Origin of the sequence: Kerstersia gyiorum (assembly GCF_004216755.1) — a bacterium.
Lineage (GTDB): Bacteria > Pseudomonadota > Gammaproteobacteria > Burkholderiales > Burkholderiaceae_B > Kerstersia > Kerstersia gyiorum.
On sequence record NZ_SGWZ01000001.1, the window covers coordinates 1,062,942 to 1,088,219 of the forward strand.

Genomic DNA, 25,278 nt, shown 5'->3' on the forward strand with positions numbered 1-25,278 from the left:
TTATCGGATCCCGCCTTGTCTGGCGGGATATTGTTAGAGGCGGGAGAATCCTGGTGAAACCTTACGATCTGCCGGACGCTGCTGGGCACTTCGGCCCATTTGGTGGCGTTTTCGCAGCGGAAACCCTGCGTTTTGCGCTGGACGAATTGACCGCGGCGTACGAGCACTACCGCAAAGACCCGGAATTCCTCAAGGAGTTCCAGAACGAACTGGCGCATTTCGTCGGTCGTCCCACGCCGGTCTATCATGCGCGGCGCTGGTCGGAACAGCTGGGCGGAGCGCAGATCTGGTTCAAGCGCGAGGATCTCAACCATACCGGTGCGCATAAGGTCAACAACTGCATCGGCCAGGCCCTGCTGGCCAACCGCATGGGCAAGCGCCGCGTGATCGCCGAAACCGGCGCCGGCCAGCACGGCGTTGCCACGGCCACCGTTGCGGCGCGCTATGGCATGGAATGCGTGGTCTACATGGGCAGCGAGGATGTGCGCCGCCAGGCTTCCAACGTCTACCGCATGAAGCTGCTGGGCGCCACGGTCGTTCCAGTCGAGTCTGGCACGCGTACGCTCAAGGACGCGCTCAACGAGGCCATGCGCGACTGGGCCACCAACGTCGACAACACCTTCTATATCATCGGCACGGCTGCCGGCCCGCATCCCTATCCGATGCTGGTACGGGATTTCCAGACCGTTATTGGCAAGGAATGCCGCGAACAGATGCCGCGTGATGCCGGCCGCCAGCCGGATGTCGTGGTGGCGGCGGTGGGCGGCGGCTCGAACGCCATCGGCATTTTCCATCCGTACATCAACGATGCTGCCGTGCAACTGGTCGGTGTCGAAGCTGCCGGCGACGGCCTGAACAGCGGCCGCCATGCGGCATCGCTGGCGCGTGGCTCGGTTGGCGTCCTGCACGGCAACCGTACCTATGTCCTGCAGGACGAGGATGGCCAGGTGCTGGGGACGCATTCGGTATCTGCAGGCCTTGACTATCCGGGCGTCGGGCCGGAACATGCCTGGCTCAAGGACAGCGGCCGCGCCAGCTACGTTGCCGTCGACGACAACGCGGCATTGCAGGCCTTCCATGACTGCTGTCGCATCGAGGGCATCATGCCCGCGCTGGAATCGTCACACGCCATAGCGCATGCCGTGGCATTGGCGCCGACCCTGCCCAGCGACAAGATTATCCTCGTCAATCTCTCGGGCCGAGGTGACAAGGACATGCATACCGTTGCCGAACGCGGCGGTATTGAACTGTGACGGATCAAACCATGCAGAGCAATTCGCGTATCGACCGGGCCTTTGCCCGGACCCGGGAAGCCGGCCGTGCGGCCTTGATTCCCTACATTCCCGCAGGCGATCCGGATGCGGCCAGCATTCCGGCCCTGATGCACGCACTGGTTGATGCCGGTGCCGATGTCATTGAACTGGGCGTGCCGTTCTCCGACCCCACGGCCGATGGCCCGGTCATACAGCTGGCGGCCGAGCGAGCCATCGCCCAGGGCGTTGGCTTGCGCCGCACGCTGGAAATGGTTGCCGAGTTTCGTCAGCGTGACCAGGAAACCCCAGTCGTACTGATGGGTTACGCCAATCCCATCGAACGCATGGGCGAGGCTGAATTCGTCCGCCAGGCGAAGGCGGCCGGCGTGGACGGCGTGTTGACGGTAGACTATCCCGCCGAAGAAATCGGCGAACTGGCGCAGTCGCTGGAAACGGCAGGCATTGCGCCTATCTTCCTCTTGGCGCCGACTTCCACCGAAGAACGCATCCGCTCGGTCGCGCGGGTGGCTCGGGGGTATGTCTATTATGTTTCGCTGCGCGGTGTGACGGGCGCCGGCGGCCTGGATGTGGCGGAAGTCGAATCCAGGCTGTCGCAGATCCGTCGCGACGTGCAGATTCCCATTGGTGTCGGCTTTGGTATCCGCGATGCGGCCACCGCCAGTCGCATCGGCAGTTTTGCCGATGCCGTGGTGATCGGCACCAAGATTATCGAGGTCATGCAGCAGGCGCTGCGTGACCATGCTGGCGATACGCAGGCGGCCATCCAGGCCGTCGCCGACTGGCTGCGCGGCATCCGTCGCGCGCTGGACACCGCCCGTCACTGAAACCTTCATTCCGGATCAACCGAATATGAGCTGGATCGAGAAAATCCTTCCCCCACGCCTGACCAAATCCCAGGACTCCGGCGCCCGCCGGGTGCCGGAAGGGCTGTGGGTCAAATGTCCGTCTTGCGAGGCGGTTCTCTACAACGAAGACCTGGCCGCAAACCTGAACGTCTGCCCCAAGTGCGATCACCACATGCGCATTGGTGCACGTGCCCGCATTGATTCCCTGCTGGATCTGGGCGGTCGCATGGAAATCGGCCAGAACACGCGTTCGGTGGACACGCTGAAGTTCAAGGACAGCCGGAAGTATCCGGACCGTCTCCAGGAAGCGATGAAGCAGACGGGTGAAACCGATGCGCTGATCGTGATGAGCGGCAGCATCCACGGCGTGGCTGCGGTGCTGGCCTGCTTCGAGTTCTCTTTCATGGCCGGCTCCATGGGCTCGGTGGTGGGTGAGCGCTTCGCGCGTGGCGTGCAGGCGGCGCTGGACCAGCGTACCCCGTTCATCTGCGTGGCGACCTCGGGCGGCGCCCGCATGCAGGAAAGCCTGCTGTCGCTGATGCAGATGGCCAAGACCAACGCCATGCTGACGCGCCTGTCGCAGGCCGGTCTGCCGTTCATCAGCGTCCTGACCGATCCGACCATGGGTGGCGTATCCGCCAGCTTCGCCTTCATGGGCGACGTGGTGATTGCCGAACCCAAGGCCCTGATCGGTTTTGCCGGCCCGCGTGTGATCGAACAAACCGTGCGCGAGAAATTGCCGGAAGGCTTCCAGCGCGCGGAATTCCTGATGCAGAAGGGCGCCATCGACCGCGTGGTCGATCGTCGCCACCTGAAGCAGGAGCTGGCAGACCTGCTTAGCCTGCTGACGGGTGTTGCGGTGACAGACAAGGCCTGATTCCTCTTCTGGACCGGCAGGGGCGGTACTGCCAGCGATGGCGATGCCGCCCTTTGTTTTTAGGCCGGCAGAAGGGCGCGCTGCCACAAAATGTTTCGTTTTTGAAAAAGCTTTGATCTCAAGGCATGATCCAGCATCTGTTGGTTTCGTTGGCCTTGTGGTTTGATAAGGGTTTTACGCACGCGGAATTTTCGCGCCAGACAAGGCGCCTTGCGTGTATGGCTCCAGTATTGAGTGGAAGTTAGGGAGAAATCATGCAGATTAAGCAAGCTTTGGCGCATCGGCTGCGCTATGCATTGGCAGCCCTGCCAATGGCTTTCCTGAGCTGTGCTCCGTCGGCCCAGGCCGCCGAAGGCGGGCTGGGTCTACGTGCGGGGATGGGCTCGGAAGCCTATCGCGCCGAGGTGTTCTATCAGACCGAGCCGTTCTGGTCCTATGAGTTGGGCGGCAATTGGGGCAAACTGACGCTCGACGGCGAGTTCGGCGTGGCTTACTGGAAGGCGCGCCACAACGACGAATCCGGCAATGCCTGGCAATTCACTGCGACGCCCATGTTGCGCTGGTGGATGACGCCCACCTTCTATCTGGAAGGTGGCGTGGGCCCCAGCGTGTTCAGCACCACGCATGTGGCCGGCAAGCAGATCAGCACGGCATTCCAGTTCGCGGACCAGATCGGTATCGGCTTCCGGCCGTCGCGTTCCCACGATATCAGCCTGCGCTTCGCCCATTATTCGAACGCCAGTATCAAGCGTCCCAATCCCGGGCTGAACTCGCTGCAACTCAATTACGTTTACCGTTTCTGAGTGCCTTGCTGCGGCCTGCAGGCCGGAGAATGAAAATCCCTCGGCAAGCCATGCTTGCCGAGGGATTTTTTATGGCTGGTGCTGCCCGCGCGGCCCCCGCAGGGGCCGCAGCGTGGCTCAACCGGCGTGAGGGGCGTCCGCGTCAGCGGTTTCCACTTGCTGCAGGGCAACAGGTGCCGGCGCGGCAGCAGCCGTCTTGCGCGGGCGGCCCAGCTTGACGGGGGGCGCAGCGCTGGCTGCCGGCGTGACGGCATCGTGGCGGGTCTCGACCCACTGCAGGCCTGCGGCGGCGATGACGGATTCCAGGGGCTGAGCCTGACCGTTGGCGCTACCGTGGCTGCCAGCGGCAGCACGCACCTGGATGGCTTGCTCGACCACCGTTTCGATGTTGCTGACGGTGCTTGCAACCGGTTCAGCGGTTTGTGCTGCCTGTTCCGCCTGTGCTGCTTCTGCCATTTCTACCGTTTGTGCGGCGGGTGTGGCGACTGCTGCTGCCGTGTTTTCGGCTTGTACGGCCTGCACCGGCGCCTGTTCCACCTGTACGGCGGGCTCGGCTTGTTCCGGCTGCGCGGCCTGGGCCGCGTTGGTCGTTGCTACGGCATCGGCAGCCTGCTGTTCCGCGGGTTGCGCAGCCGTGATTTCCACTACGACGGCCGCATCGTCAGAGGCGCTGATGCTGCCTTCGGCGGTGGTGGCGGTAGCGCTGGTCTCGGCAGTTTCCACGGCTGCAGCCAGCGTTTCCTGCGTGGCAGATGCCTGTTCCGGTGCTACGGTGGCGTCGGCCTGAACTGGCTGGGCTGCCGCTTCCTGGGGTTCAGCAAGGCTTGCAAGGGCTTCGGCAGCCGCCGGTTCCTGTGCGGCTTGTACGGCTTCTTGCGCCTGTGCCGGCGTGGTGCTGACAGCGGCGGGTGCAGCGGCTTCGGCAGCGGGGCTGGCGTCGTCGGCTAGCGTCGTTGCGGGCGCTTCAGCGGCAGGGGTGATTGCCGGAGCAACGGCCTGGGCTTCCGAGGCTTCTGCGCTCTGTACGGTAGCGGCAATGGCGGCAACGGCAGCGACCGGTGTGGCTGCGCTGGTTTCGTCATCGGCTGCTGCCTGGACGGAGCTGCCATCTTCGTTGCTGTTTTCGCCATCAAGCTGCGTGCCGTTCTCGTCGCCGGTCTGACGGCGGCCACGACGGCTGCGGCGACGGCGGCGCTTGCGTTCCGGATCGGCTTCACCGTTGTCGTCAGCGCCGTCCTGGCGCAGTGCATCCAGGTCCTGGCTGTCATCGACCTGGTCCAGGGATTGCGCGGCGGCTACCGGCGCGGCCTGCGGTATGCCGGCTTCCGCCGTGGCGTTGGCGGCAATGCCGGCGGCGGCCACGGGCAGGACGCTGGCGTTCGTGTCCGTCGTCTGGACGTCGCCGTTCAGGGCGAGATCTTCACGGCGGCCACCACGGCTGCGGCTGCGGCGGTTGCGGGAGTTGCGCGGGCTGCCGTCTTCACCTTCGGCGGCGGCGGGCACGGGGGCCTGGGCATCTTGGTGACGGGTGGCGACCTGGTGCTGGCGCACGGCATCGCGGGCATCCGCGTTGCGGGGCGTGCGCGGCTGGCGGCGTTCCTGTTGCTGGCTGGCAGCGGTACTGCCGGCTTCTGTGGTTTCCGGAGCGCGGCGTTCGCTGCCATTGCGGCGATTATTGCGCTGGCGTTCGCCGTTTTGCTGGCGCGAATCCGACTGGCGGCGCGAGGATGCGCCTTCCGGACGAGCGCCGGCGGGCTTGGCGCTGGCCGGCTGCGCGGCAGGCTTGCTTTCCGCCGTGCTGCCGCCGAACCAGGCGGCAATACGCTTGAACAGGCCGGCAATGCCGCCGGCAGCGCTGTCGCTGGTACCTGCGGCAGCGGCGGCAGGACGCGGCGTATGCAGCGGTGCGGGAGTTTCCGGCGTCACACCCTTGACCAGGGCTTCCTGGCGCGGCTTGGTGTTTTCTTCGCGAGCCTTCCAGACCGAGACTTCGGCGGCGGCTTCAGCCAACGTGAAGCTGGGCTTGGTTTCTTCCAGGCGCGGATCGTCGTGACGCAGGCGCTCCAGGCTGTGGTGCGGCGTTTCCAGGTTCTTGTTCGGAATCAGGATGACGTTGACCTTGAGGCGTGCCTCAAGCTTGGCGATATCGCCGCGTTTTTCGTTGAGCAGGAAGGTGGCGACATCCACCGGCACCTGTGCATGCACGGCGGCGGTGTTGTCCTTCATGGCTTCTTCCTGGATCAGGCGCAGGATGTGCAGCGCGCTGGATTCCGCGTCGCGGATCACGCCGGTGCCGTTGCAGCGCGGGCAGGTGATGTGCGAGCCTTCGTTCAGGGCCGGGCGCAGGCGCTGGCGCGACAGTTCCATCAGGCCGAAGCGCGAAATCTTGCCCATTTGCACGCGGGCACGGTCGAAACGGAGGGCATCGCGCAGGCGCTGTTCGACGGCGCGCTGGTTCTTGCTGTCCTCCATGTCGATGAAGTCGATCACGATCAGGCCGCCCAGGTCGCGCAGGCGCAGCTGACGGGCCACTTCGTCGGCGGCTTCGAGGTTGGTGCGCAGCGCGGTTTCCTCGATGTCGGCGCCACGCGTGGAGCGGGCCGAGTTGACGTCGACGGCGACCAGGGCTTCGGTATGGTCGATGACCACCGCGCCGCCGGAGGGCAGTTCCACCGTGCGGGCGTAGGCGGTTTCGATCTGGTGTTCGATCTGGAAGCGCGAGAACAGCGGGATATCGTCACGATACCGCTTGACGCGGTTGACGTTGTCCGGCATCACGACGCTCATGAAAGCCGTGGCCTGATCGGCGATGTCGTCGGTGTCGATGAGGATTTCACCGATATCTGGCGAGAAATAATCGCGGATGGCGCGGATGACCAGGCTGGATTCCAGGTAGATCAGCACCGGCGCAGCGTTGTCGCGCGCGGCGGTGTCGATGGCATCCCAGAGCTGCTGCAGGTAGGAGAGGTCCCACTGCAATTCTTCCACACTGCGACCGATGCCGGCAGTGCGGGCGATGACGCTCATACCTTGCGGAATGTTGAGCTGGTCCATCGCGTCGCGCAGTTCCTGGCGCTCTTCGCCCTCGACGCGGCGCGAAACGCCACCGCCACGCGGGTTGTTGGGCATCAGGACCAGATGGCGGCCAGCCAGCGAAATGAAGGTGGTCAACGCGGCACCCTTGTTGCCGCGTTCTTCCTTCTCGACCTGGACGATGATTTCCTGGCCTTCGGTCAGGGCATCCTGGATGCGGGCGCTGCGAACTTCAACGCCGTCCTTGAAGTAGCTGCGCGCGACTTCCTTGAACGGCAGGAAGCCATGGCGCTCTTCGCCGTAATTGACGAAGCAGGCTTCCAGGCCTGGTTCGATACGGGTGATGACGCCCTTGTAGATATTGCCTTTGCGTTGCTCGCGGCCGGCAGTCTCAATGTCTAGGTCGATGAGCTTTTGCCCGTCGACGATGGCAACGCGCAGTTCTTCCTGGTGCGTTGCATTGAACAGCATGCGCTTCATGAGTGATGTTCTCCGTTGTATGGCGAGCCGAAATCGACTCGTCACCTCGGGTCACTGGCGCAGCGGGCTGAAACGGGGGGCAGGCGGCGCCGTGCGAACGGCAACCGCTCTTGGCGGTCAGGCCGGCACGGCACGCCTTGTTGGGGCGCGGGGTTCTGTTAGCAGTCGGGAGGTCAGGGGCACAATGGTATGTGTTGACGGATGGCGGTTGCTTTGGAACACAACAGCCTCCATTTCTAGAATGGCGGCTGGTGCAGGAAATGACGACTTGTTTTGCCTTTTCGCTTCAGGACGCATACGGATGCAACGGGCGCTCGTGCAGGGGTAGCCTTGTCGGCTTTTCCGAGCGGCGCCTCGGTTGGATCGGCGACCATGTGACCCCAAGGAGCGCCTGCTCTGGCAGTACAATGTTTTCACCGACGGAGACGCGGTTTCGTATCTCTACGTCGAGTGGCGGCAGGCACACCTTTTTTAGGGTGAAACGATTATATGCCGCTTTTCGCAATGCGCAAACAAATATAAATAATGTCAGAATCACCAGTGGTACGCCTCGTCGAGGTGACCGAAGAACATGCGGGCCAGCGTCTGGATAACTTTCTTTTGCGCATGTGCAAAGGGGTGCCGAAAAGCCATATCTACAAGGCCATACGCGGCGGCCAGGTACGCATCAACAAGGGCCGTTGCAGCGCTGACAGCCGCCTGGAACCGGGCGACACCGTGCGCATTCCGCCCTTTCGCCTGCCGGCCGAAACGGCCCAGGCGCCGGTGCCGGGCTGCGAGTTTCCCATCGTCTATGAAGATGACGCGCTGCTGGTGGTCGACAAGCCGGCAGGGGTGGCGGTGCATGGCGGCAGCGGCGTTTCCTTTGGCGTCATCGAACAACTGCGCGCCGCGCGGCCGCAGGCGCGGTTCCTGGAGCTCGCCCACCGCCTGGACCGCGATACCTCGGGCCTGTTGCTGGTGGCGAAAAAACGCAGCGCGCTGCTGGGGTTGCACGAAATGTTCCGCGAAGGGCGGGGGCGCAAGCATTATTTCGCGCTGGTGCACGGCGATTGGGTCAACGGCCGCCAGCATATCCGCCTGCCTTTGCTGAAATGGCTGACGCGTACCGGTGAGCGCCGCGTGCGGGTCGATGAGCAGGAAGGTCAGGCCGCCCATACCATCATCAGCCTGGAGCGCCGCTATGGCGAGGTCTCACTGGTGGATGCGGAGCTGCGCACCGGACGCACGCACCAGATCCGGGTGCACCTTTCGGCAAGTGGCTTTCCCATTGTGGGCGACGACAAATATGGCGACGAGGCAGCCGACGCGGCGCTCGTGGCCAAGGGCTTCCGACGCATGTTCCTGCATGCTCACCGGCTGGAGATTCCCCATCCAGTGAGCGGCGAAGCCCTGCGCCTGGTAGCGCAATTGCCACCAGAATGTGAGAATCTCCTTCTTGTGCTGGACAAGGCGTCCGGTACGGGCGGTGCGCCTGCCCAAGGCCAGCCTCGCCGCGCCGGGAAATATTGAGGAGCAGCTGCATGCAGTATTCAGTCGTTGTGTTTGATTGGGATGGAACCTTGATGGATTCCACGCCCAGTATCGTTACGGCCATTCAGAATGCCTGCCGGGACCTGGACCTGCCGGTGCCGGCAGCATCCAGCGCGAGCTGGGTCATCGGCCTGTCGCTGGACGCGGCGCTGACGAAAGTGGTGCCCGACCTGCCGCCATCGCTGCTGCCTCGTTTCATTGAACGCTACCGTATCCATTACCTGTTGCGGGATCCTGATCTGCGCCTGTTCGATGGCATTCCCGACCTGTTGTCCGAGTGGGGCAAGCAGGGGGTGCGGCTGGCCGTGGCGACTGGCAAGAGCCGGGCCGGGCTGGATCGCGTGATTCGCGGTTTCGGCCTGGAAGGGGTGTTCGAGGCGACCCGCTGCGCCGACGAAACCCATAGCAAGCCGCATCCGGCGATGTTGCATGAGCTGATGGAAGAACTGATGGTGCCCGCCGAGGAGGTGCTGATGATCGGGGATACCTCCCATGACATGCGCATGGCGAACAACGCCGGGGTGCATGGCCTGGGGGTGACCTATGGTGCGCATCCGCTGCCGGAACTGCTGGCAGGCGAGCCGCTGCATGTGGTCGATAGCGTGACCGCCATGCGTGAATGGGTGCAGCCGCGCCTGCGCGGCTGAAGCAGAGGCATCTATGTCAGTTGTTTCCGCCGCGCGGGCCGGCGTGGGTGCCGCTTCGCCCGCCATGCGCGGCATTCTCTGCCTGCTGTGCGGCATATTTTTCCTGACAATCAGTGATTCCCTGGCGAAATGGCTGGGCGGCACCTATGCGCCAGTGCAACTGCTGTTCCTGCGCGGCTCATTGGCGGTGCCTATCATGCTGGTGCTGATCCTGGCGCTGGCCGGGCGGCCTGCCCTGCGCACGCGCTATCCGGGCCTGCACCTGTTTCGCGGCTTCCTGAATGTAGTGTCGGCCAGTTTTTTCTACTACGGGCTGACACAACTGCCGCTGGCGGAAAATACGGCCATCGCCTTTTCTGCGCCGCTGTTCGTTACCTTGCTGTCGGTGCTTTACCTGAAGGAACAGGTGGACGGCAGGCGCTGGGCCGCAGTGATCGCTGGCTTTGCCGGGGTGATGATTGTCGTGCAGCCGGGCGGGCCTGCGTTCCAGCCGGCTGCGCTGTTCCCGCTGGCGACCGCCTTCGGCTATGCCGTCATGATGGTGAGCGCGCGTGGCATCGGGCGCGAGGAAGGGCTGCTGACCACCATGTTCTATATCGCGTTGGCGCAGGTCATCGTCGCCGGCGCGGTCGTGGCCTGGTTCTGGCAACCCATCAACCAGGAAATCCACTGGCTGGGGCTGACGGGCATGGCCATCTGCAGCACGGCCGGGCTGGGCCTGATCACGCAGGCGTTCCGCATTGCGCCGGCATCGGTGGTAGCGCCGTTCGACTACAGCGGCTTGCTGTGGGCAGGTATTTTCGGCTGGCTGTTCTGGGATGAGGTGCCGGGCTGGATCGCCTGCCTGGGAGCGGCGCTGATTGCCGCCAGCGGTATCTATATTGCATGGCGCGAATCCCGGGCCGGTGGACGCCAGGACGCGCAGACCACTTGACGGTGGCGGCCTGTCAGGCCGATGACAGCCGGAATCTGCGATAGTCTGCCAAGGAAGAGGGGCGGCTCCGCCCGCATCGGGTCGGCAGGGAAAACAACAACAGCATGGAGAAAAACATGGCCGGGCAGTGGCAGGATGACGAAGCGGGACTGAATTTCTGGAAAGACCTATCACCGTCCAGCATCGTCGCCGGCGCGGTTGCCGTCCTGGTGGGGTTCGCCAGCTCGGCCGTTATCGTGTTCGAGGCTGCCCGCGCCAGCGGCTATGACGAAGCCGGCATCGCTTCCTGGATGTGGGCCCTGTGTCTGGGGTGCGGCCTGACGGGTGTTGGCCTGTCATTGCGCTACCGGCAGCCGGTGGTGACCGCGTGGTCCACGCCGGGGGCCGCCTTGCTGGCAACGACTTCCGGCCTGACACCGGAACTGGCTTCGGGGGCCTTCGTCATTTGCGGTGTCCTGATCTTCATCTGCGGCGTGACGCGCTGGTTCGAACGAGCCATGTCGCGCATTCCCCTGTCCCTGGCTGCTGCCATGCTGGCAGGCGTGCTGCTGCGGTTCGGCATGGACCTGTTTCTTTCCATGAACAGTGCCTTGACCCTGGTGGGCCTGATGTTCCTGGCCTTCTTCATCGTCAGGCGCATCCTGCCGCGCTATGTCATCCTGGTGGTGTTGCTGGTGGGAGGCATCTGCGCCGGCCTGCAGGGCGAGCTGCACTGGGAGAAGGTCAGCCTGACGCTGGCAATGCCGCAATGGACCACGCCCGCCTTCAGTCTGTCGACCGCCATCGGGGTGGCATTGCCGCTGTTCATGGTGACCATGGCGTCGCAATACGTGCCTGGCATCGCCACACAGCGTGCTTCCGGCTACGACGTGCCGATTTCTCCACAGGTCAGCTGGACCGGGCTGGCGACCCTGCTGCTGGCGCCTTTTGGTGGCTATGCCATCGGCCTGGCCGCCATTACGGCTGCCATCTGCATGGGCACCGATGCCCATCCGGACCCGCGCCGCCGCTATACCGCCGCTGTGGCATCGGGGGTGTTCTATCTGGTGGTGGCCCTGCTTGGGGCGACGGTCGTTTCTTTCCTGGCGGCCATGCCCCGGGAAATGGTGCTGGCGGTGGCCGGGCTGGCGCTGCTGGGCACCATGGGCAACAGCCTGTCGCTGGCCATGCGTGATGAATTCCGCAGGGATGCGGCCATGGTGACCTTCCTGGCCACGGCTTCTGGTGTGACGCTGTTCGGGATAGGGTCGGCGTTCTGGGGATTGGTGGGTGGCGGCCTGGTCATGCTGCTGAACGGTCAGCGGCGGGTTTGATCCGCCGCTGACCGGGCCAGTGCCGGGCAGGGATCGCCCGGCGATGGGGCTTATGCCACCGTGGCTGGGGTGGCGACCAGACAATCCGGCCGGCGGTGGAACCATGGACGGGCGGCTTCCAGCTGGCTGGCCAGGCTGAATAACAAGGCTTCTCCGCCCAGTGCGGCGGCAAATTGCACGCCAATGGGCAGTCCGTCTTCATTCCAGTACAGCGGAACCGACATGGCCGGCTGGCCGCTGGCATTGAAATAGGGCAGGAACGCGGTGTATTTCAGCGTGGCGCTGCGGTGCGCGACATATTCCTTGTCTGCGGCATAGCGGCCCAGCTCGACCGGCGGCTCCGTCAGGGTTGGGGTCAGCAGGACATCGTATTGGCCCATCAGGCGCCCCAGATGGCGCCCGATGCTGTGCATCATGCTGACCGAATCGAAATATTCGACGGCGGAATGGCTGCGGGCAAACTCGATGGCGCTGAAGACAGATAGTTCCAGGTCATCATGGGTGGCGTGGCGTCCCAGCGCCTGCTCGCGGGCGCGGATGGCGGAGGCCATGCCGGAGGCGACGATCAGGCGCATGGCGTGACCGAAACGTTCATAGTCGATTGCCGCCGGGAAGTCGGTGGGTTCGACCTGATGGCCCAGCGAGGCGCAAAGCGCGGCGGCATCCTCGGCGGCAGCCAGGCAGTCGGGATGGACGGGTTCGCCGGAAGGCGAGCGGGTGATCAGGCCGATGCGCAGTTTTCCGGGAGGCTGGCCGGCTGCCTTGAGGAAGGAGCCGCTGAAAGGCGGCGCGGCATAGGGCGTGCCTGCGTCCATGCCATGGCTGAAGTCCAGCATGGCGGCGCTGTCGCGCACCGAACGCGAAATGACGTTGTCGCCCGCCAGCCCGCCCCAGCCCTCGCCCCCAGTGGGGCCGGTGGGGTTGCGCATGCGCGAAGGCTTGAAGCCGAACAGGCCGCAGGCCGAGGCCGGGATACGCAGCGAACCGCCGCCATCGCCACCATGGGCTACCGGCACGATGCCTGCGGCGACAGCCACGGCCGAGCCGCCGCTGGAGCCGCCGCCGGATCGGTTCAGATCCCAGGGATTGCGGGTCGGACCGCCATAGGCAAGGGCTTCGGTGGTGCAATTGGCCCCGAATTCGGGTGTGGTAGTGGTACCGAAAATAACCAGTCCGGCACGGCGGTAGCGCGCCACCAGTTCCGAATCCTCGGTAGAGCGTTCGCCCTGGAAAAAGCGTGAGCCGTTGCCCAGAGGCAGGCCGGCAGCCGTTGCCGACAGGTCTTTCAGCAGGAAGGGGACGCCATAGAACGGGCCATTGGGGCTGGCCTGGCCTATGCTGTCGCGCCCAGCCTGGGTGTCGTAATAGGCGATGCAATTGAGTGCCGGGTTGAGCGCCTTGATCCGGGCGATGGCTTCCTGCAGCAGTTCTTCGGCAGACACTTCGGCCCGCCTGACGGCTGTGGCGAGGTCAATGCCATCACAATATTCGTATGTATCCATGAGTCGGGAGTAAACGGAATTGGGGGCGGAAAGAGGCAGGCCGCCAGCCTGGCGGCCTGGGTGGGGGTTATTGCTCGACGGGGACGATCTGGCCGTTTTCGAAGCGGGCCAGCAGCACCTTGCCGTCATTCTGGTTATTGCTGTCCCACTGGATGGGGCCCAGCAGCGTTTCGGATCCATCGAGCATCGCCAGGCCCTTCTGGATATCCGCCGCGCGGTTGCCGCCGCCCCGGCGCGCCGCTTCCACGATGGCTTCGACTGCGGCGAAGGCTGCCGCGTCAAATGCGCTGGCCTCGGTGCCGTACTTCTGTTTGAAGGCGGCTTCGAAGGCAGCATGGCGCGGGTCGGAGCCGGCGGCCCAGTTGGTCGGGAAGATGACGCCTTCCGCAGCGTTGCCGGCCAGTTCGGCGAACTTGGGAACACCTTGTCCCATGTTCACGACAAGTTGGCCTTCTATGCCCAGCTCTTTGACCTGGCGTGCAATGATGGAGCCTTCGGTGTAGTAGCCATGAACCAGTAGAACGTCGGGGTTCTGCTTGCGGATATTGGTCAGCTGCGCCTTGAAGTCGGTTTCGCCGCGGTTGTATTCCTCGTATGCCACGACTTCACCGCCCAGTGAACGGATCAGGTCGGCCGCACCCTTGGTGGGCGGCTTGCCGTAATCGGAGTTTTCGGCCAGGAAAGCGAAGCGGCGCTTGCCGTGTTCCGTGAAGAAATGCTCCATGGCCTTGGCATCGAGCTGATTGTCGGTCACATTGACGCGCCAGACATAGCCGTATCCCTGGTTGGTGATGGTCGGCGAGCCGGCCACGCCCACGACCAGCGGAATCTTGGATTTTTCATTTTCCCGTGAGAATGCAATGGTGACGAGGCTGGCGGACGAGCCTGCGATGACATCGACATTGCGTTGGGAAATCAGCTTCTTGGCTGCGTTGATGCCGGCCGTGGGATCGCTTTTGTCGTCTTCCGCGAAGATTTCTATGGCCTGGCCGTTAACGCCGCCTTCCGCATTGATCAGGTCTATGGCCAGGCGCGTGCCCTTGTAGTGGGCTTCGCCGTAGGCGGCACCCGGGCCGGTAATGGATTCGATGAAGCCCAGGCGCATGGCCTGCGGGCTGCTGTCGGCGCCCGCCGTGCCGCTGGTGTTCGCAGTCGGTTGCGAGGCCTGGGTATCGTTGCGGTTGCAGGCGCTCAGTCCGACCGCGAGCAGGACGGCGGCCAGGATGCCCAGGCGCAGTTTGGGTTGATGATGTTGCATGTCTCTCTCCTTGTTATCAAGATAGGTGCCCGCGCAGCGCGGCGTGCGATGACGCGGGCTTATGCCTGCTTAACTGATCCTGCTTAATCTTCTATGCCCAGATAGGCCTTCCTGACGGTATCGCTGGCCAGCAGCGCGGCGGCGCTATCGGCGCCGACGATATGGCCGGTTTCCATGAGGTAACCGCGCTGGGCGGTCTGCAAGGCCAGGGTGACGTTCTGTTCCACCAGAAAAATCGTGGTGCCAGCCTGATGGATTTCCTTGAGTTTTTCCATCAGTTCAGCCACGACCAGCGGCGCCAGTCCCAGTGAGGGTTCATCCAGCAGCAGCAGGCGCGGGCGGCTCATCAGTGCGCGGCCGATCGCCACCATCTGCTGTTCACCGCCGCTCATGGTCCCGGCGCGTTGCTGCCAGCGTTCCTTGAGGCGCGGGAACTGCGCGACGATCCGTTCCAGATCAGCCTCGATGTCGTCCTTGGAGGCGTTGCGGATCTGCGCGCCTATCATGAGATTCTCGGCGACGGTGAAGTCCGGGAACACGCGTCGGCCCTCGGGCACGATGCTGATACCGCTGCGCACGATGGACTCGGTCGATTGGCCGGCCAGGCTCTTGCCGTCGAATTCGATGTTGCCCTGGCTGGGCCGCACCAGGCCCAGGATGGCCTTCAGCATGGTGCTTTTGCCCGCGCCGTTCGCGCCGATCAGGGTAACGAACTCGCCAGCGGCAATTTCCAGGGAGCAGCCCTTCAGGGCTTCGATATGGTCATATCGGGCACTGAGATTGTTTAGTTTCAGCATGCTTGTTTTGCTCCTTCGCCCAGATAGGCGGCGATGACCTGAGGGTCCTGCTGGACGGCCTCCGGGGTGCCATCGGCGATTTTGGTGCCGTAGTTCAGGACGACGATATGGCTGCACAGCTCCATGACGAGCCGGATGTCGTGCTCGATGAGCACCACCGTGTAGCCCTTGTCGTGCAGCCGGCGCACCAGCGCCTTGAGCGCGATGCGTTCCTGCAGGTTGAGGCCGGCAGCGGGTTCGTCGAGCAGGATGATGCGCGGGTCGGTCGCCAGGGCGCGGGCGATATCCAGCTGGCGCTGGTCGCCATAGGGCAGATTGCCTGCCAGTTCATCGGCCTTGCCGGCCAGGCCGACATCTTCCAATAGCGCCAGCGCATGCTGGCGGGTGGCTGCGCGTTCCCGGCGTTCCCCTGGCGTGCGCAGCACGGAGGCGAACACGCCGGCGCGGGTGCGGGCCTGGCGGCCGATCATGACGTTCTCCACCAGCGTCAGTTCCGGAAATACCATGACGTGCTGGAAGGTACGGGCTACGCCCAGGCGGTTGATCCGATGCAGCGAGAGCCTGCTGATCTCGTGCTCGCCGAAATGCACCGAGCCGCTGGTCGGGGTATAGATGCCGCTGACGACATTGAACAGCGAGGTCTTGCCTGCGCCATTGGGGCCGATCAGGCCGGTCACGGTGCCGGGCTGGATGGTGAACGAGACATCGGTGAGTGCCCGGACGCCGCCGAAGGCCAGGCTGACATTATTGACGGTCAACATCTTATTTTGCCTCCCGGCTGCTAATGCGCTGTATCAGTGAAATCAGGCCTTTGGGCATGAAAAGTATGACCAGGGCCAGCATGAGGCCGTAGACCAGCACGTTGTATTCGCCGAATTCCTGCGCGTATTCCTCCATGATGGTCAGCGAGAATGCACCCAGCAAAGCGCCAGGCAGACTGCCTATGCCGCCGACGAAGGCCATGATCAGGAACAGGATCGACACGTTGGTCCCCAGGCGGTCGGGGTCGATGAAGCCGTCGTAGTGGGCCAGCAAGGTGCCGGCGAATGCCGCGAAAAGAACGCTGATGGTGAAGGACAGGACCTTGTAGCGGAATACCGGGATGCCCAGCGACTGTGCGGCCAGTTCATTGTTGGCGATGGCCTGCAGGGCGTCGCCAGTGCGGGAGGCCACGATGCGGTGCAGGATCAGCAGGCCCAGGGCCATGATGATGAGCACGTAGTAGTAATAGCCCAGGCCGCCGTCGAGCTCGAAGCCCCAGAACTCGGGCGCGGGGATGGCCGTCAGGCCGGAGGGGCCGCCGGTGATCGTTGCGTTCTTGATCAGCGTCTGGATGATGACGGCCACGGCGATACTGGCCAGCGCCAGGTAATGCCCGCTGGTGCGCAGCACAATCATGCCTACCAGTGCGCCAACCAGGCCGGTGGCAGCGGTAGCGCCGAGCGCGGCCAGCAGGTAGGGCACGCCGGCCTTGGCCAGGATGCCGGAGATATAGGCTGCCAGCCCGAAGAAGGCCGCATGGCCCAGCGAAATCTGCCCGGTGCAGCCGACGAACAGGGTCAGGCCCATGACCACGATGGCGTAGGTGGCCGCGCGTATCGACAAGTGGGTGATGAATGGATCGTTGAGCAGCGCGGGCAGCAGCAACAGCAGGATGGCCGCGAGGGCGGCAAGGTATTTGCGATTCATGGCAGGCGTGCTCCGCTCAGACTTTTTTCACGACTTTCTTGCCCAGGATGCCGTTGGGCTTGAGCAGGATGATCAGCAGCAGGATCGAAAAGGACACCATGTCCTTGTAGGCGGAGCTGAGCGCCAGCGTACCGAACTGCTCGATGATGCCCAGGGCGTAGCCACCGAACACCGCGCCCGATACCAGGCCCAGGCCGCCCAGCAGGGCGGCGGTAAAGCCCTTGAGCATGATGAGGTTGCCCATGTCGAAGCTGAGTACGGCAATGGGAGCGTAGACGACGCCGGCCACTGTTCCCAGCAGTGCACTGAGCGCGTAGGTGAAGCAGTTGATGCGGGAGACGTTGATGCCCATCATGCGCGCCGTGGTCTTGTCCTGCGCGACGGCGCGCGCCGACAGCCCGATCTTGGTTTTCGTGAACAGCCAGTACAGCGCGGCCATCATGATCAGGCTCACGGCGATGATGAGCAGATATTGCATGCCTATCTGTACGCCGCCGATGTCTATCACCTTGTCGCTGAACGGCGGGAAGCGGTAGGCCGAGGAACCGAAAATGAGCTGGGCTGCGCTGCGCAGCAGGATGAACAGCGCGACGGTCATCATGAACAGGGTGAGCGGGCTGGCGTTCTCGATGCGCCGCAGGAAAACGCGTTCCAGCGCCGCGCCCAGCGCCAGTGCGGAAGCCATGGCGCAAGGCAGCGCCAGCCAGATGGGCAGGCCGGCATCCACATGAAAGACATAGCCCATGAAGGCGCCTGCCATGAACAGTTCGCCCTGGGCGAAATTGATGAGGTCCATGCCGCGATAGACCAGGGTGATGCCCAAGGCAATGAGCGCGTAGGTGCTGCCTACGGATAATCCATAGAGCAGCTGTTGCAGAAACTCTGTCATTCAGTTTGTCTCCGAAGGGGAAGCGGGCATCCCGCGAGGGTATGGATCCGCCGTGTTTTATGTTTTGTGACGGCTAGCGTATCCAATGGTGGTATAAAAAAGAAGTGCTTAATTTTTTAGGTATTGATGCATTAAATGCATACCAGGAGGCTGGCATGGAGTTGCGGCATTTGCGTCATTTCGTCGTGGCGGCGCAGCAGGAGAATATTGCTTCCGCTGCCCGCATCCTGTGCATGGTGCAGCCCGCGCTGACACGCTCCATTCAATCCCTGGAGGACAGTGTGGGCGTACGGCTGTTCGTGCGGCATGCGCGGGGCGTCAAACTTACGCCGGCAGGCCAGCAGTTTTACCAGGACGCGGTGCGCATCCTGCAGCAGACGGCGCAGGCCTGTAACAACGCTATCCAGGCCAGCGAAGGCGTGCTGGGCAACCTGCGCCTTGGGGTCAGCCCGCAGCACGTCTGGCTGCCCCTGATACGCAGCATGTTGGCCAGCTTTCGGAATGACCATCCCCAGGTCACGCTGGCGCTGAACATGCTGCAATCGGGCGGTCAGCTCGACGCCATCCGCCGCGGGGAACTGGACGCGGGGTTCATGTTCATGCGTCCCAGGGAGGACCCGGCGCTGTCGGGCATCCTGATCCACGAGGAAAGCCTGGTGCTGGCCGTACCGGAGAACTCGCCTTATGCCAGTGCGCCGCCAGCGCGCCTGTGCGAACTGTCCGGCGAGGCCTATATCGGTACACCCAAGGAATCATCGCTGCACTTCAATGATTACGTGGAAAGCGAATACCGGCGCCTGAATTTCAAGCCAAGGGTGGTCCAGATGGGCAACAACTTCCTGGTCATGCTGGGGCTGGTGGCGGCGGGCATGGGCATTGCCATCGTGCCCGGCGTGAGCCGGGTCATGCATCCTCACGGGATCGTGTTCCACAAGGTGCCTGACCTCGATACGCAGCTCGATCTAGAGCTGGTCTGGCGCACGGATGATGATTCCCCGGTGCTGGCGCGCTTTCTGGACGTGGCCTATGCGGCTGAGCGTCCAGTGCCGGCCGGGCCGGGGGGCGTCGGGGAGCAGGTCTAGCGCAGGGCTTGCAGGACTGCCGCAGTTTCTGCATCCGGCAGGCCGTCGCTGCGCGCCGGTCGATAGTGCATCTGGAACGCAGCAATGGTTTTTATCGTTGCTTCGTCGAAGTTGCCGGTGCGTTCGATACCGTAGCCGACGCGGGCCAGGTTTTCCTGGAACCAGGCGGCATCGGGTACGCCCTTGGCTTCGAAGGCCAGGCGGAAATCGGCGGCCAGCGCTTCGTCGTACCAGCGGCCCAGGCCGGCTGCGGCCAGGCGCTTCCAGGGAAAGAGAGGGCCGGGGTCCTGTTTGCGGGTAGGGGCGATATCACTGTGGGCCACGATGTTTCGTGGCTCGACGCCGTGGCGCTGGGCAATGTCCTGGACCAGCGCGATGATGGCCTGGATCTGGGCTTCATTGAAAGGGTGGAGCCAGGCACGGCCGCCGCGGCCGTCGTCGACCCATCCGGGATTGACGATTTCTATGCCGATGGAGCTGGCATTCAGCCAGGTATAGCCGTACCAGCTGCTGGGGCCCGCATGCCAGGCGGCACGGTTTTCGTCCACCAGGGCATAGACCTTGCCCGGCAGCTCGTCGCTGACCAGATAGTGGCTGCTGACCTTGCCCTGGCTCAGCAGTTGCAGCGAACGGGCGCGGTCGGAAGCGGTGTAGTGCAGCACGATGAAGCGCACGCGGCTGCTCTGGCTGGCAGCCTGCAGGCTGTCGTCCAGCGTGTAGGGCCGTGATGGCGCCGTCGCGCAGCCTGCCAGCGCCAGTGCGCAGAGCAATCCCGCTAGGCCATGGTGGCGCAGGCGCAGCCATGGAAGGATGCGGGCTTGCGGGGCGGAAAGGCGGAGGCTGCGCATGAGGGTCATTTTCCGTGGGCCAGGAAAAGGAACAGGGTCGGGTGCTTGCCCAGCTCGGGCGGCGGGTTCTTGCGCCATTCGGCGATGGTGCGCGTGCACACCCATTCATCGCCGGTGGTCAGGGCGCGGGCCAGGCACAGCCGGGTGTCGGGTCTCAGGGTTTGCAGCAGCGCATCCACCATGGCGGCATTGCGGTACGGTGTTTCAATGAAGAGCTGTGTTTGTGACAGTTGGGCCGAGGTGCGTTCCCATTGTTGCAGCGAGCGTGCGCGCGAGGGGGCGTCCTTGGGAGGATAGCCATGAAAAACGAATTGCTGGCCATTCAACCCGCTGGCCATCAGGCCGAGCAGCAGCGAGGAAGGGCCGACCCAGGGGCGCACCCTGAGACCCAGCTCATGGGCCACGCGGGCGGCATTGGCGCCAGGGTCGGCCACGGCCGGGCAGCCGGCTTCCGATACCAGCCCGATTTCGCCGCCGGCCTGGAAGGGCTTGAGCCAGCGAGTGATGGTTGCCGCGTCGGTCGAGGCGTCGATGGCGTGTATCGTGATGTCGCGCAAGGGTTTTTCCGCGCCGACCAGTTTCAGGAAGGCGCGGGCGGTCTTGGCGTTCTCGGCGATATAGGTATCCAGGCGCGCCGCCAGCGCGCGCGTGTCTTCGGGCAGCCAGGCGGACAGGGGGGCATCTTCGCCCAGGCCGACCGGAATCAGGTGCAGGGTGCCGCTGGTGTTCATGCCGCGGCTCCCTGAGTGGCCGACAGGCCGAAGTGCCGCAGCATGCGGCTGAGCGCGATAAGCGGCAGGCCGATGATTGCCGTGGGGTCGTCGCTGCGCATGCGTTCCATCAGCGTAATGCCCAGGCTTTCCGCCTTGGCGCTGCCGGCTGTATCAAACGGCTGGTCAGCGAGCAGGTAAGCGGTGATTTCCGCATCGTCCAGCTGACGGAAATGGCACTCGGTGATGATGTCGTCGTGCAGGACGGTATGGCCGTCGGTCACCGCCAGTGCGGAATGAAAGGTAACGATTTGCCCGGACAGGCGGCGCAACTGTTCCAGCGCCTTGTCGAAACTGCCGGGTTTGCCGATGGGGTCGTTGCCCAGTGTTGCAACCTGGTCCGAGCCGATGACAATGCTGCCGGGCCGCTGGCGCGCCACCGCCTGGGCCTTGGCGATGGACAGGCGCAGGGCCAGCGCGGCCGGCATTTCGCCGGGCTGTGGCGTTTCGTCCACATCGGGTGAAATGCTTTCGAAAGGCAGGGCAAGCCGTTCCAGCATGCCCCGGCGATAGCGGGACGACGAGGCGAGGATCAGCTGCGGATGGGGAGAAGAGGCTGGCAGGGAGGAGGGCATATGCGAGTCTGGAATTGACGGTCAATCTGCAATCACGGTATTATCGCCCGTTTCGCTATGTTTTGTTCCGTAGCGGCGTTCCGCTTTGCCGGGGGTTTTACCGATTCCGGTGATGCCGGAGGTTCGGCCGGGGGCGTCTTTTTTGTGCGCCAGCCGAGATCCTGACGGGGCAAGCGTAACAGGCAGGCGGCGGATCAAGCAGGTAGCGCATTCGCTTCGAGGGGCTGGACATGGGTGCTGTCGTCGATATTTTCGCGTTTGTGCGTACACGCCGCCAGACCCGGGGCGAGCAGCCCCTGGCGCGCTTCACGCGCCTGGTGTCGGATTTGCCGGAACAGCCCCAGGGCGAGGCCGGCATGGTGCGCTGGCAGGCTGAAGGTGTTGCCGGCCGCCACGGTGAGTCGTTGCTACGCCTACGGGCGCAGGCGCAGCCTGTCGTGATGTGCCAACGCTGTTTGGTGCCGTTTGTTTGGCCGGTCGATGTCGATACGCTGTTGCAGCCTGTCGCCGACGAGGCCCGGCTTGAAGGTGACGCCGAGTCGGATGGTTCCGGCGATGACGGCGAAGAGGATGAGCCAGAGAAAATTTTGGGCTCGTCGCGCTTCGATCTGCTGGAGCAGGTCGAGGATGAGTTGATTTTGAGTATTCCCTACGCGCCCCGGCACGATGTCTGCCCGGACGCGTCGGCGGCGGGTGCCGGGGATGAGCAGGAAGCGCCCGCCGCAAAACGGCCTTCACCTTTCGCGGTGCTAGCCAAACTGAAAAAGTAAAGTGCCCTTGCCGGGGTGTCCGGCGAGGGATTAGCGGTTAATCAGGCCGGCTTGTCGTACAATCCGTTCCGTTTTCCAGGAGTCCATCATGGCTGTTCAACAAAACAAAAAGAGTCCGTCCAAGCGCAACATGCACCGTTCGCATGATTTCCTCACGAATCCGCCGACGGCGATCGAGCCCAACACGGGCGAAATCCACCTGCGCCACCACATCAGCCCCAACGGCGTGTATCGTGGCCGCAAGGTGCTGAAGACCAAGAACGACGAGTAATTGACGGTCTGCGGTCTGATGCAAAAACACGCCCGGCGATACTCGCCGGGCTGTCGAACAAATAGCTGGCGATTGTGATACGCATCGCGATAGATTGCATGGGTGGCGATTTCGGCCTGCCCGTCACGGTACCGTCTGCGCTGGATTTTGCCAGCAGGTTCGCTGATGTCCATTTGCTGCTGGTCGGGCAGCCTGACGCCGTATCTGCTGCATTGGCGGCTGATGCGCGTTCGCGCGTGCTCGCCGACAGGGTGGAAGTCGTGCCTGCCACGGAAGTCGTGGCGATGGACGATCCCGTCGAAGTGGCTTTGCGCCGCAAAAAAGACTCCTCCATGCGCGTGGCCGCCCAGGCTGTCAAGGATGGGCGGGCGGATGCCTGTGTGTCCGCCGGCAATACCGGCGCCTGGATGGCGATTACGCGCTATGTGCTGAAAACCCTGGACGGCATTGACCGGCCAGCGATCGCGACGTCCATTCCCAACCAGTTGGGTGGGGCGACGATCATGCTGGACCTGGGCGCCAACGTCGACTGTTCCGCCGAGCACCTGCTGCAATTCGGCATCATGGGTGCCGCCCTGGCACAGGGGCGCGATGCGTCTGCACGTCCTAGCGTGGGCTTGCTGAACATCGGCGAGGAAATCATCAAGGGTAATGATGTCGTGAAGCACGCCGCCGTGCTGCTGCGCGACAGCCCGCTGAATTTCTACGGCAATGTCGAAGGCAATGACATCTTCAAGGGCACGGTGGACGTCGTGGTCTGCGATGGCTTTGTCGGCAATGCCGTGCTCAAGGCCATGGAAGGCATTGCCAAGATGCTGGGCAGCATGATCCGCGAGGAATTCCAGCGCAATGCCTATTCCATGATGTCGGGAATGATCGCCAAGCCGGTGCTCAATCGCTTCAAGGATAGGATGGATCATCGTCATTACAATGGCGCAGCATTGCTGGGCTTGCGGGGCGTGGTCATCAAAAGCCACGGCTCGGCAGATAGCTATGCTTTCGGCTTTGCGCTGCAGCGCGCGCGCGACGCGGTCGCGAAAGGCGTGCTGGAACGTACCGCATCCTATATTGCGCAGATGACGCAGCAGGGTGGCGAGTCCCTGGAAACGCCTACTTAATGGAAAAGCTATGCAATATGCCGTGATCGCCGGGACGGGCAGTTTCCTGCCGCCGCGCAGTGTTTCCAACGATGAGCTGGCCGCCGACCTGGCTGCACGCGGCGTGGAAACCTCCGATGAGTGGATTGTGACGCGTACAGGCATACGCCAGCGTCACCTGGCCGAACGCGGCGTGCGCACCAGCGAGCTGGCGACGCGCGCGGCATTTGCTGCGCTGGAGAATGCCGGCGCCAAGGCGGAAGAGGTCGATCTCATCATTCTGGCGACCTCCACCCCGGATTTCGTTTTTCCCAGCACCGCTTGCCTGGTTCAGGCCAATATCGGTGCGGCCAACGCCGCCGCCTTTGATGTGCAGGCGGTCTGCAGTGGTTTCGTGTACGCACTGAGCACGGCGGATGCCTTCATCCGCGCGGGCCGTGCGCGTTGCGCGCTGGTCATCGGTGCTGAGGTGTTTTCCAGCATCCTTGACTGGAGCGATCGTGGCACTTGCGTGCTGTTTGGCGACGGCGCCGGTGCTGTCGTGCTGCGTGCGGCCGAACAGCCTGGCGTGCTGGCCGCCCACCTGCAGGCCGATGGTTCGCAGAGCAAGATTCTGTGCGCGGCGGGTAACGTCGCCTATGGTGAAGTCTTTGGCGATCCCTTCCTGCGCATGGACGGGCAGGCGGTATTCAAGCAGGCCGTCACGCTGCTGGACCGTTCCGCACGTATCGTCTGCGAGCAGGCTGGCATCAGCCTTGCCGATATCGACTGGATGGTGCCGCACCAGGCCAATGTCCGCATCCTGACCATGCTGGCGCGCAAACTGGGCGTGCCGCTGGAACGGGTGGTCGTGACGCTGGACAAGCACGCCAATACCTCTGCCGCCAGCGTGCCGCTGGCCCTGGATACCGCGCGCCGCGATGGCCGCATCCAGCCTGGCCAGCATGTGCTGCTGCAAGGCGTGGGTGGCGGTTTCACCTGGGGCTCGGTGCTGGTGCGCATGTAATTGCCCCCAGACATCATCAAACAGGAGACGCATTGATGAAACTCGCGTTCGTCTTTCCGGGCCAGGGCTCGCAATCAGTAGGCATGCTCGATGCCTGGGCCGGGCAGGCCGATGTGGCTGCCGTGCTCGCCGAAGCCAATGCCGCGTTGGGTGAAGACCTGGCCGCGCTGATCGCCCAGGGGCCTGCGGAGCAACTCAACCTGACGACCAATACCCAGCCCGCCATGCTGGTGGCTGCTGTTGCAGCCTGCCGCGCCTGGCGCGCGGCGGGTGGCGCGCAGGGCGCCGTGATGGCAGGCCATAGCCTGGGCGAGTATTCTGCGCTGGTCGCGGCGGGCGCTCTGTCGCTGGCCGATGCCGTGCCGCTGGTGCGTGTGCGCGCCAATGCCATGCAGCAGGCCGTGCCGGTGGGCGAGGGCGGCATGGCCGCCATCCTCGGCCTGGACGACGATACCGTGCGTGCCGTCTGCCGTGACGCAGCCCAGGGCGAAGTGGTCGAAGCCGTGAATTTCAATGCGCCTGCGCAAGTCGTGATCGCTGGCCACAAAGGCGCGGTCGAGCGTGCCTGCGCGGGTGCCAAGGCAGCTGGCGCCAAGCGTGCGCTGCCATTGCCGGTCTCTGCACCGTTCCATTCCAGCTTGTTGCGCCCGGCCGCCGACGTGCTGGCGCAGGCGCTGGCGGGCGTAGCGGTCAATGCACCCGAAGTGCCTGTCATCAATAACGTCGATGTGGCCGTGGAAACGTCCCCGGACGCCATCCGCGACGCGCTGGTACGCCAGGCCTGGCATCCGGTGCGCTGGGTGGAAACGATCCAGGCCTTCCGCGCCCAGGGCGTGACCCATATCGTCGAATTCGGGCCGGGCAAGGTACTGACCGGCCTGGTGCGCCGCATCGAACCGGAAATCACTGCCCTGTCGGTAGCTGACCCTGCCTCGCTGGAAGCGGCCCTGGCCGCGCTGGCAGGCGCCTGAGGATCAAGGAACGA

Annotated in this window: 24 protein-coding genes; 14 read left to right on the forward strand and 10 right to left on the reverse strand. The window is 63.9% G+C overall.

What is annotated here, in order from left to right; genetic code table 11:
- Positions 1 to 53 precede the first annotated feature (53 nt).
- The 4 genes from trpB (at position 54) to EV679_RS04725 (ending at position 3,799) form a co-directional block, all read left to right on the forward strand.
- Positions 54 to 1,253 (forward strand): tryptophan synthase subunit beta, encoded by a 1,200-nt coding sequence (gene trpB, locus EV679_RS04710; protein WP_068366818.1) that lies wholly within the window; start codon positions 54 to 56, stop codon positions 1,251 to 1,253.
- An 11-nt stretch (positions 1,254 to 1,264) separates the two neighbouring features.
- Entirely contained in the window at positions 1,265 to 2,098 is an 834-nt protein-coding gene (trpA, locus tag EV679_RS04715) for a tryptophan synthase subunit alpha (RefSeq protein WP_068366816.1), read from the forward strand.
- Between the two features lie 25 nt (positions 2,099 to 2,123).
- Positions 2,124 to 2,996 carry an acetyl-CoA carboxylase, carboxyltransferase subunit beta gene (gene accD, locus EV679_RS04720; RefSeq protein ID WP_127775052.1) on the forward strand — a complete coding sequence of 291 codons (873 nt, stop codon included), beginning with the start codon at positions 2,124 to 2,126 and terminating at the stop codon, positions 2,994 to 2,996.
- A gap of 254 nt (positions 2,997 to 3,250) precedes the next feature.
- On the forward strand, positions 3,251 to 3,799 hold the full coding sequence (locus EV679_RS04725) for an acyloxyacyl hydrolase (RefSeq protein ID WP_068366812.1): 549 nt from the start codon (positions 3,251 to 3,253) through the stop codon (positions 3,797 to 3,799).
- Positions 3,800 to 3,916: 117 nt separating this feature from the next.
- Here the strand turns inward: EV679_RS04725 and EV679_RS04730 are convergent, their stop codons facing one another.
- Positions 3,917 to 7,312 carry an Rne/Rng family ribonuclease gene (locus EV679_RS04730; RefSeq protein ID WP_068366810.1) on the reverse strand — a complete coding sequence of 1,132 codons (3,396 nt, stop codon included), beginning with the start codon at positions 7,310 to 7,312 and terminating at the stop codon, positions 3,917 to 3,919.
- A gap of 525 nt (positions 7,313 to 7,837) precedes the next feature.
- Here EV679_RS04730 and EV679_RS04735 point away from each other — a divergent pair.
- The 4 genes from EV679_RS04735 to EV679_RS04750 all read left to right on the forward strand — a co-directional run bounded on the left by EV679_RS04735 (position 7,838) and on the right by EV679_RS04750 (position 11,739).
- Complete coding sequence (locus EV679_RS04735) at positions 7,838 to 8,824, forward strand: RluA family pseudouridine synthase (RefSeq protein ID WP_083969348.1); 987 nt, start codon at positions 7,838 to 7,840, stop codon at positions 8,822 to 8,824.
- Between the two features lie 11 nt (positions 8,825 to 8,835).
- Positions 8,836 to 9,492 carry an HAD-IA family hydrolase gene (locus EV679_RS04740; RefSeq protein ID WP_068366808.1) on the forward strand — a complete coding sequence of 219 codons (657 nt, stop codon included), beginning with the start codon at positions 8,836 to 8,838 and terminating at the stop codon, positions 9,490 to 9,492.
- 13 nt (positions 9,493 to 9,505) lie between these two features.
- On the forward strand, positions 9,506 to 10,426 hold the full coding sequence (locus EV679_RS04745; protein WP_130486597.1) for a DMT family transporter: 921 nt from the start codon (positions 9,506 to 9,508) through the stop codon (positions 10,424 to 10,426).
- 104 nt (positions 10,427 to 10,530) lie between these two features.
- A complete protein-coding gene (locus EV679_RS04750) occupies positions 10,531 to 11,739 on the forward strand; it encodes a benzoate/H(+) symporter BenE family transporter (protein ID WP_242611420.1) in 1,209 nt (402 codons plus the stop codon).
- 50 nt (positions 11,740 to 11,789) lie between these two features.
- Here EV679_RS04750 and EV679_RS04755 read toward each other — a convergent pair whose 3' ends face one another.
- The 6 genes from EV679_RS04755 to EV679_RS04780 form a co-directional block, all read right to left on the reverse strand.
- A complete protein-coding gene (locus tag EV679_RS04755) occupies positions 11,790 to 13,241 on the reverse strand; it encodes an amidase (RefSeq protein WP_068366802.1) in 1,452 nt (483 codons plus the stop codon).
- Positions 13,242 to 13,308: 67 nt separating this feature from the next.
- Entirely contained in the window at positions 13,309 to 14,499 is a 1,191-nt protein-coding gene (locus EV679_RS04760) for an ABC transporter substrate-binding protein (protein ID WP_130486598.1), read from the reverse strand.
- A gap of 83 nt (positions 14,500 to 14,582) precedes the next feature.
- Positions 14,583 to 15,296 (reverse strand): ABC transporter ATP-binding protein, encoded by a 714-nt coding sequence (locus tag EV679_RS04765; protein WP_068366798.1) that lies wholly within the window; start codon positions 15,294 to 15,296, stop codon positions 14,583 to 14,585.
- Positions 15,290 to 16,057 carry an ABC transporter ATP-binding protein gene (locus EV679_RS04770; RefSeq protein ID WP_130486599.1) on the reverse strand — a complete coding sequence of 256 codons (768 nt, stop codon included), beginning with the start codon at positions 16,055 to 16,057 and terminating at the stop codon, positions 15,290 to 15,292. The genes EV679_RS04765 and EV679_RS04770 overlap by 7 nt, the downstream gene beginning before the upstream one ends.
- A gap of 1 nt (position 16,058) precedes the next feature.
- Entirely contained in the window at positions 16,059 to 16,985 is a 927-nt protein-coding gene (locus EV679_RS04775) for a branched-chain amino acid ABC transporter permease (RefSeq protein WP_127775046.1), read from the reverse strand.
- A gap of 16 nt (positions 16,986 to 17,001) precedes the next feature.
- A complete protein-coding gene (locus EV679_RS04780) occupies positions 17,002 to 17,874 on the reverse strand; it encodes a branched-chain amino acid ABC transporter permease (protein WP_068366792.1) in 873 nt (290 codons plus the stop codon).
- Positions 17,875 to 18,029: 155 nt separating this feature from the next.
- Here EV679_RS04780 and EV679_RS04785 point away from each other — a divergent pair, with 155 nt between their 5' ends.
- On the forward strand, positions 18,030 to 18,956 hold the full coding sequence (locus EV679_RS04785) for a LysR family transcriptional regulator (RefSeq protein WP_130486600.1): 927 nt from the start codon (positions 18,030 to 18,032) through the stop codon (positions 18,954 to 18,956).
- On the opposite strand, the gene EV679_RS04790 is transcribed toward EV679_RS04785, so the two are convergent.
- The 3 genes from EV679_RS04790 to EV679_RS04800 are packed head-to-tail and all read right to left on the reverse strand — an operon-like array spanning position 18,953 to position 21,137.
- Positions 18,953 to 19,804 (reverse strand): N-acetylmuramoyl-L-alanine amidase, encoded by an 852-nt coding sequence (locus tag EV679_RS04790; RefSeq protein ID WP_238591276.1) that lies wholly within the window; start codon positions 19,802 to 19,804, stop codon positions 18,953 to 18,955. The genes EV679_RS04785 and EV679_RS04790 overlap by 4 nt on opposite strands.
- Positions 19,805 to 19,809: 5 nt before the next feature.
- Positions 19,810 to 20,535, reverse strand: coding sequence for an SAM-dependent methyltransferase (locus EV679_RS04795; protein WP_068366788.1), 726 nt, complete (start codon positions 20,533 to 20,535; stop codon positions 19,810 to 19,812).
- Positions 20,532 to 21,137, reverse strand: coding sequence for a Maf family nucleotide pyrophosphatase (locus EV679_RS04800; protein ID WP_372726476.1), 606 nt, complete (start codon positions 21,135 to 21,137; stop codon positions 20,532 to 20,534). Before EV679_RS04800 ends, EV679_RS04795 begins: the two co-directional genes overlap by 4 nt.
- 242 nt (positions 21,138 to 21,379) lie before the next feature.
- On the opposite strand from EV679_RS04800, the gene EV679_RS04805 reads away from it, so the two are divergent.
- The 5 genes from EV679_RS04805 (at position 21,380) to fabD (ending at position 25,264) form a co-directional block, all read left to right on the forward strand.
- Positions 21,380 to 21,919: a YceD family protein gene (locus EV679_RS04805; protein ID WP_068366784.1), complete on the forward strand. Its 540-nt coding sequence runs from the start codon at positions 21,380 to 21,382 to the stop codon at positions 21,917 to 21,919.
- 88 nt (positions 21,920 to 22,007) lie between these two features.
- A complete protein-coding gene (gene rpmF, locus EV679_RS04810) occupies positions 22,008 to 22,190 on the forward strand; it encodes a 50S ribosomal protein L32 (protein ID WP_068366782.1) in 183 nt (60 codons plus the stop codon).
- A 74-nt stretch (positions 22,191 to 22,264) separates the two neighbouring features.
- A complete protein-coding gene (gene plsX, locus EV679_RS04815) occupies positions 22,265 to 23,308 on the forward strand; it encodes a phosphate acyltransferase PlsX (RefSeq protein WP_127775042.1) in 1,044 nt (347 codons plus the stop codon).
- A gap of 10 nt (positions 23,309 to 23,318) precedes the next feature.
- Entirely contained in the window at positions 23,319 to 24,293 is a 975-nt protein-coding gene (locus tag EV679_RS04820; protein ID WP_068366779.1) for a beta-ketoacyl-ACP synthase III, read from the forward strand.
- A 35-nt stretch (positions 24,294 to 24,328) separates the two neighbouring features.
- On the forward strand, positions 24,329 to 25,264 hold the full coding sequence (gene fabD / locus EV679_RS04825) for an ACP S-malonyltransferase (RefSeq protein ID WP_127775040.1): 936 nt from the start codon (positions 24,329 to 24,331) through the stop codon (positions 25,262 to 25,264).
- The last annotated feature ends 14 nt before the right edge of the window (positions 25,265 to 25,278 follow it).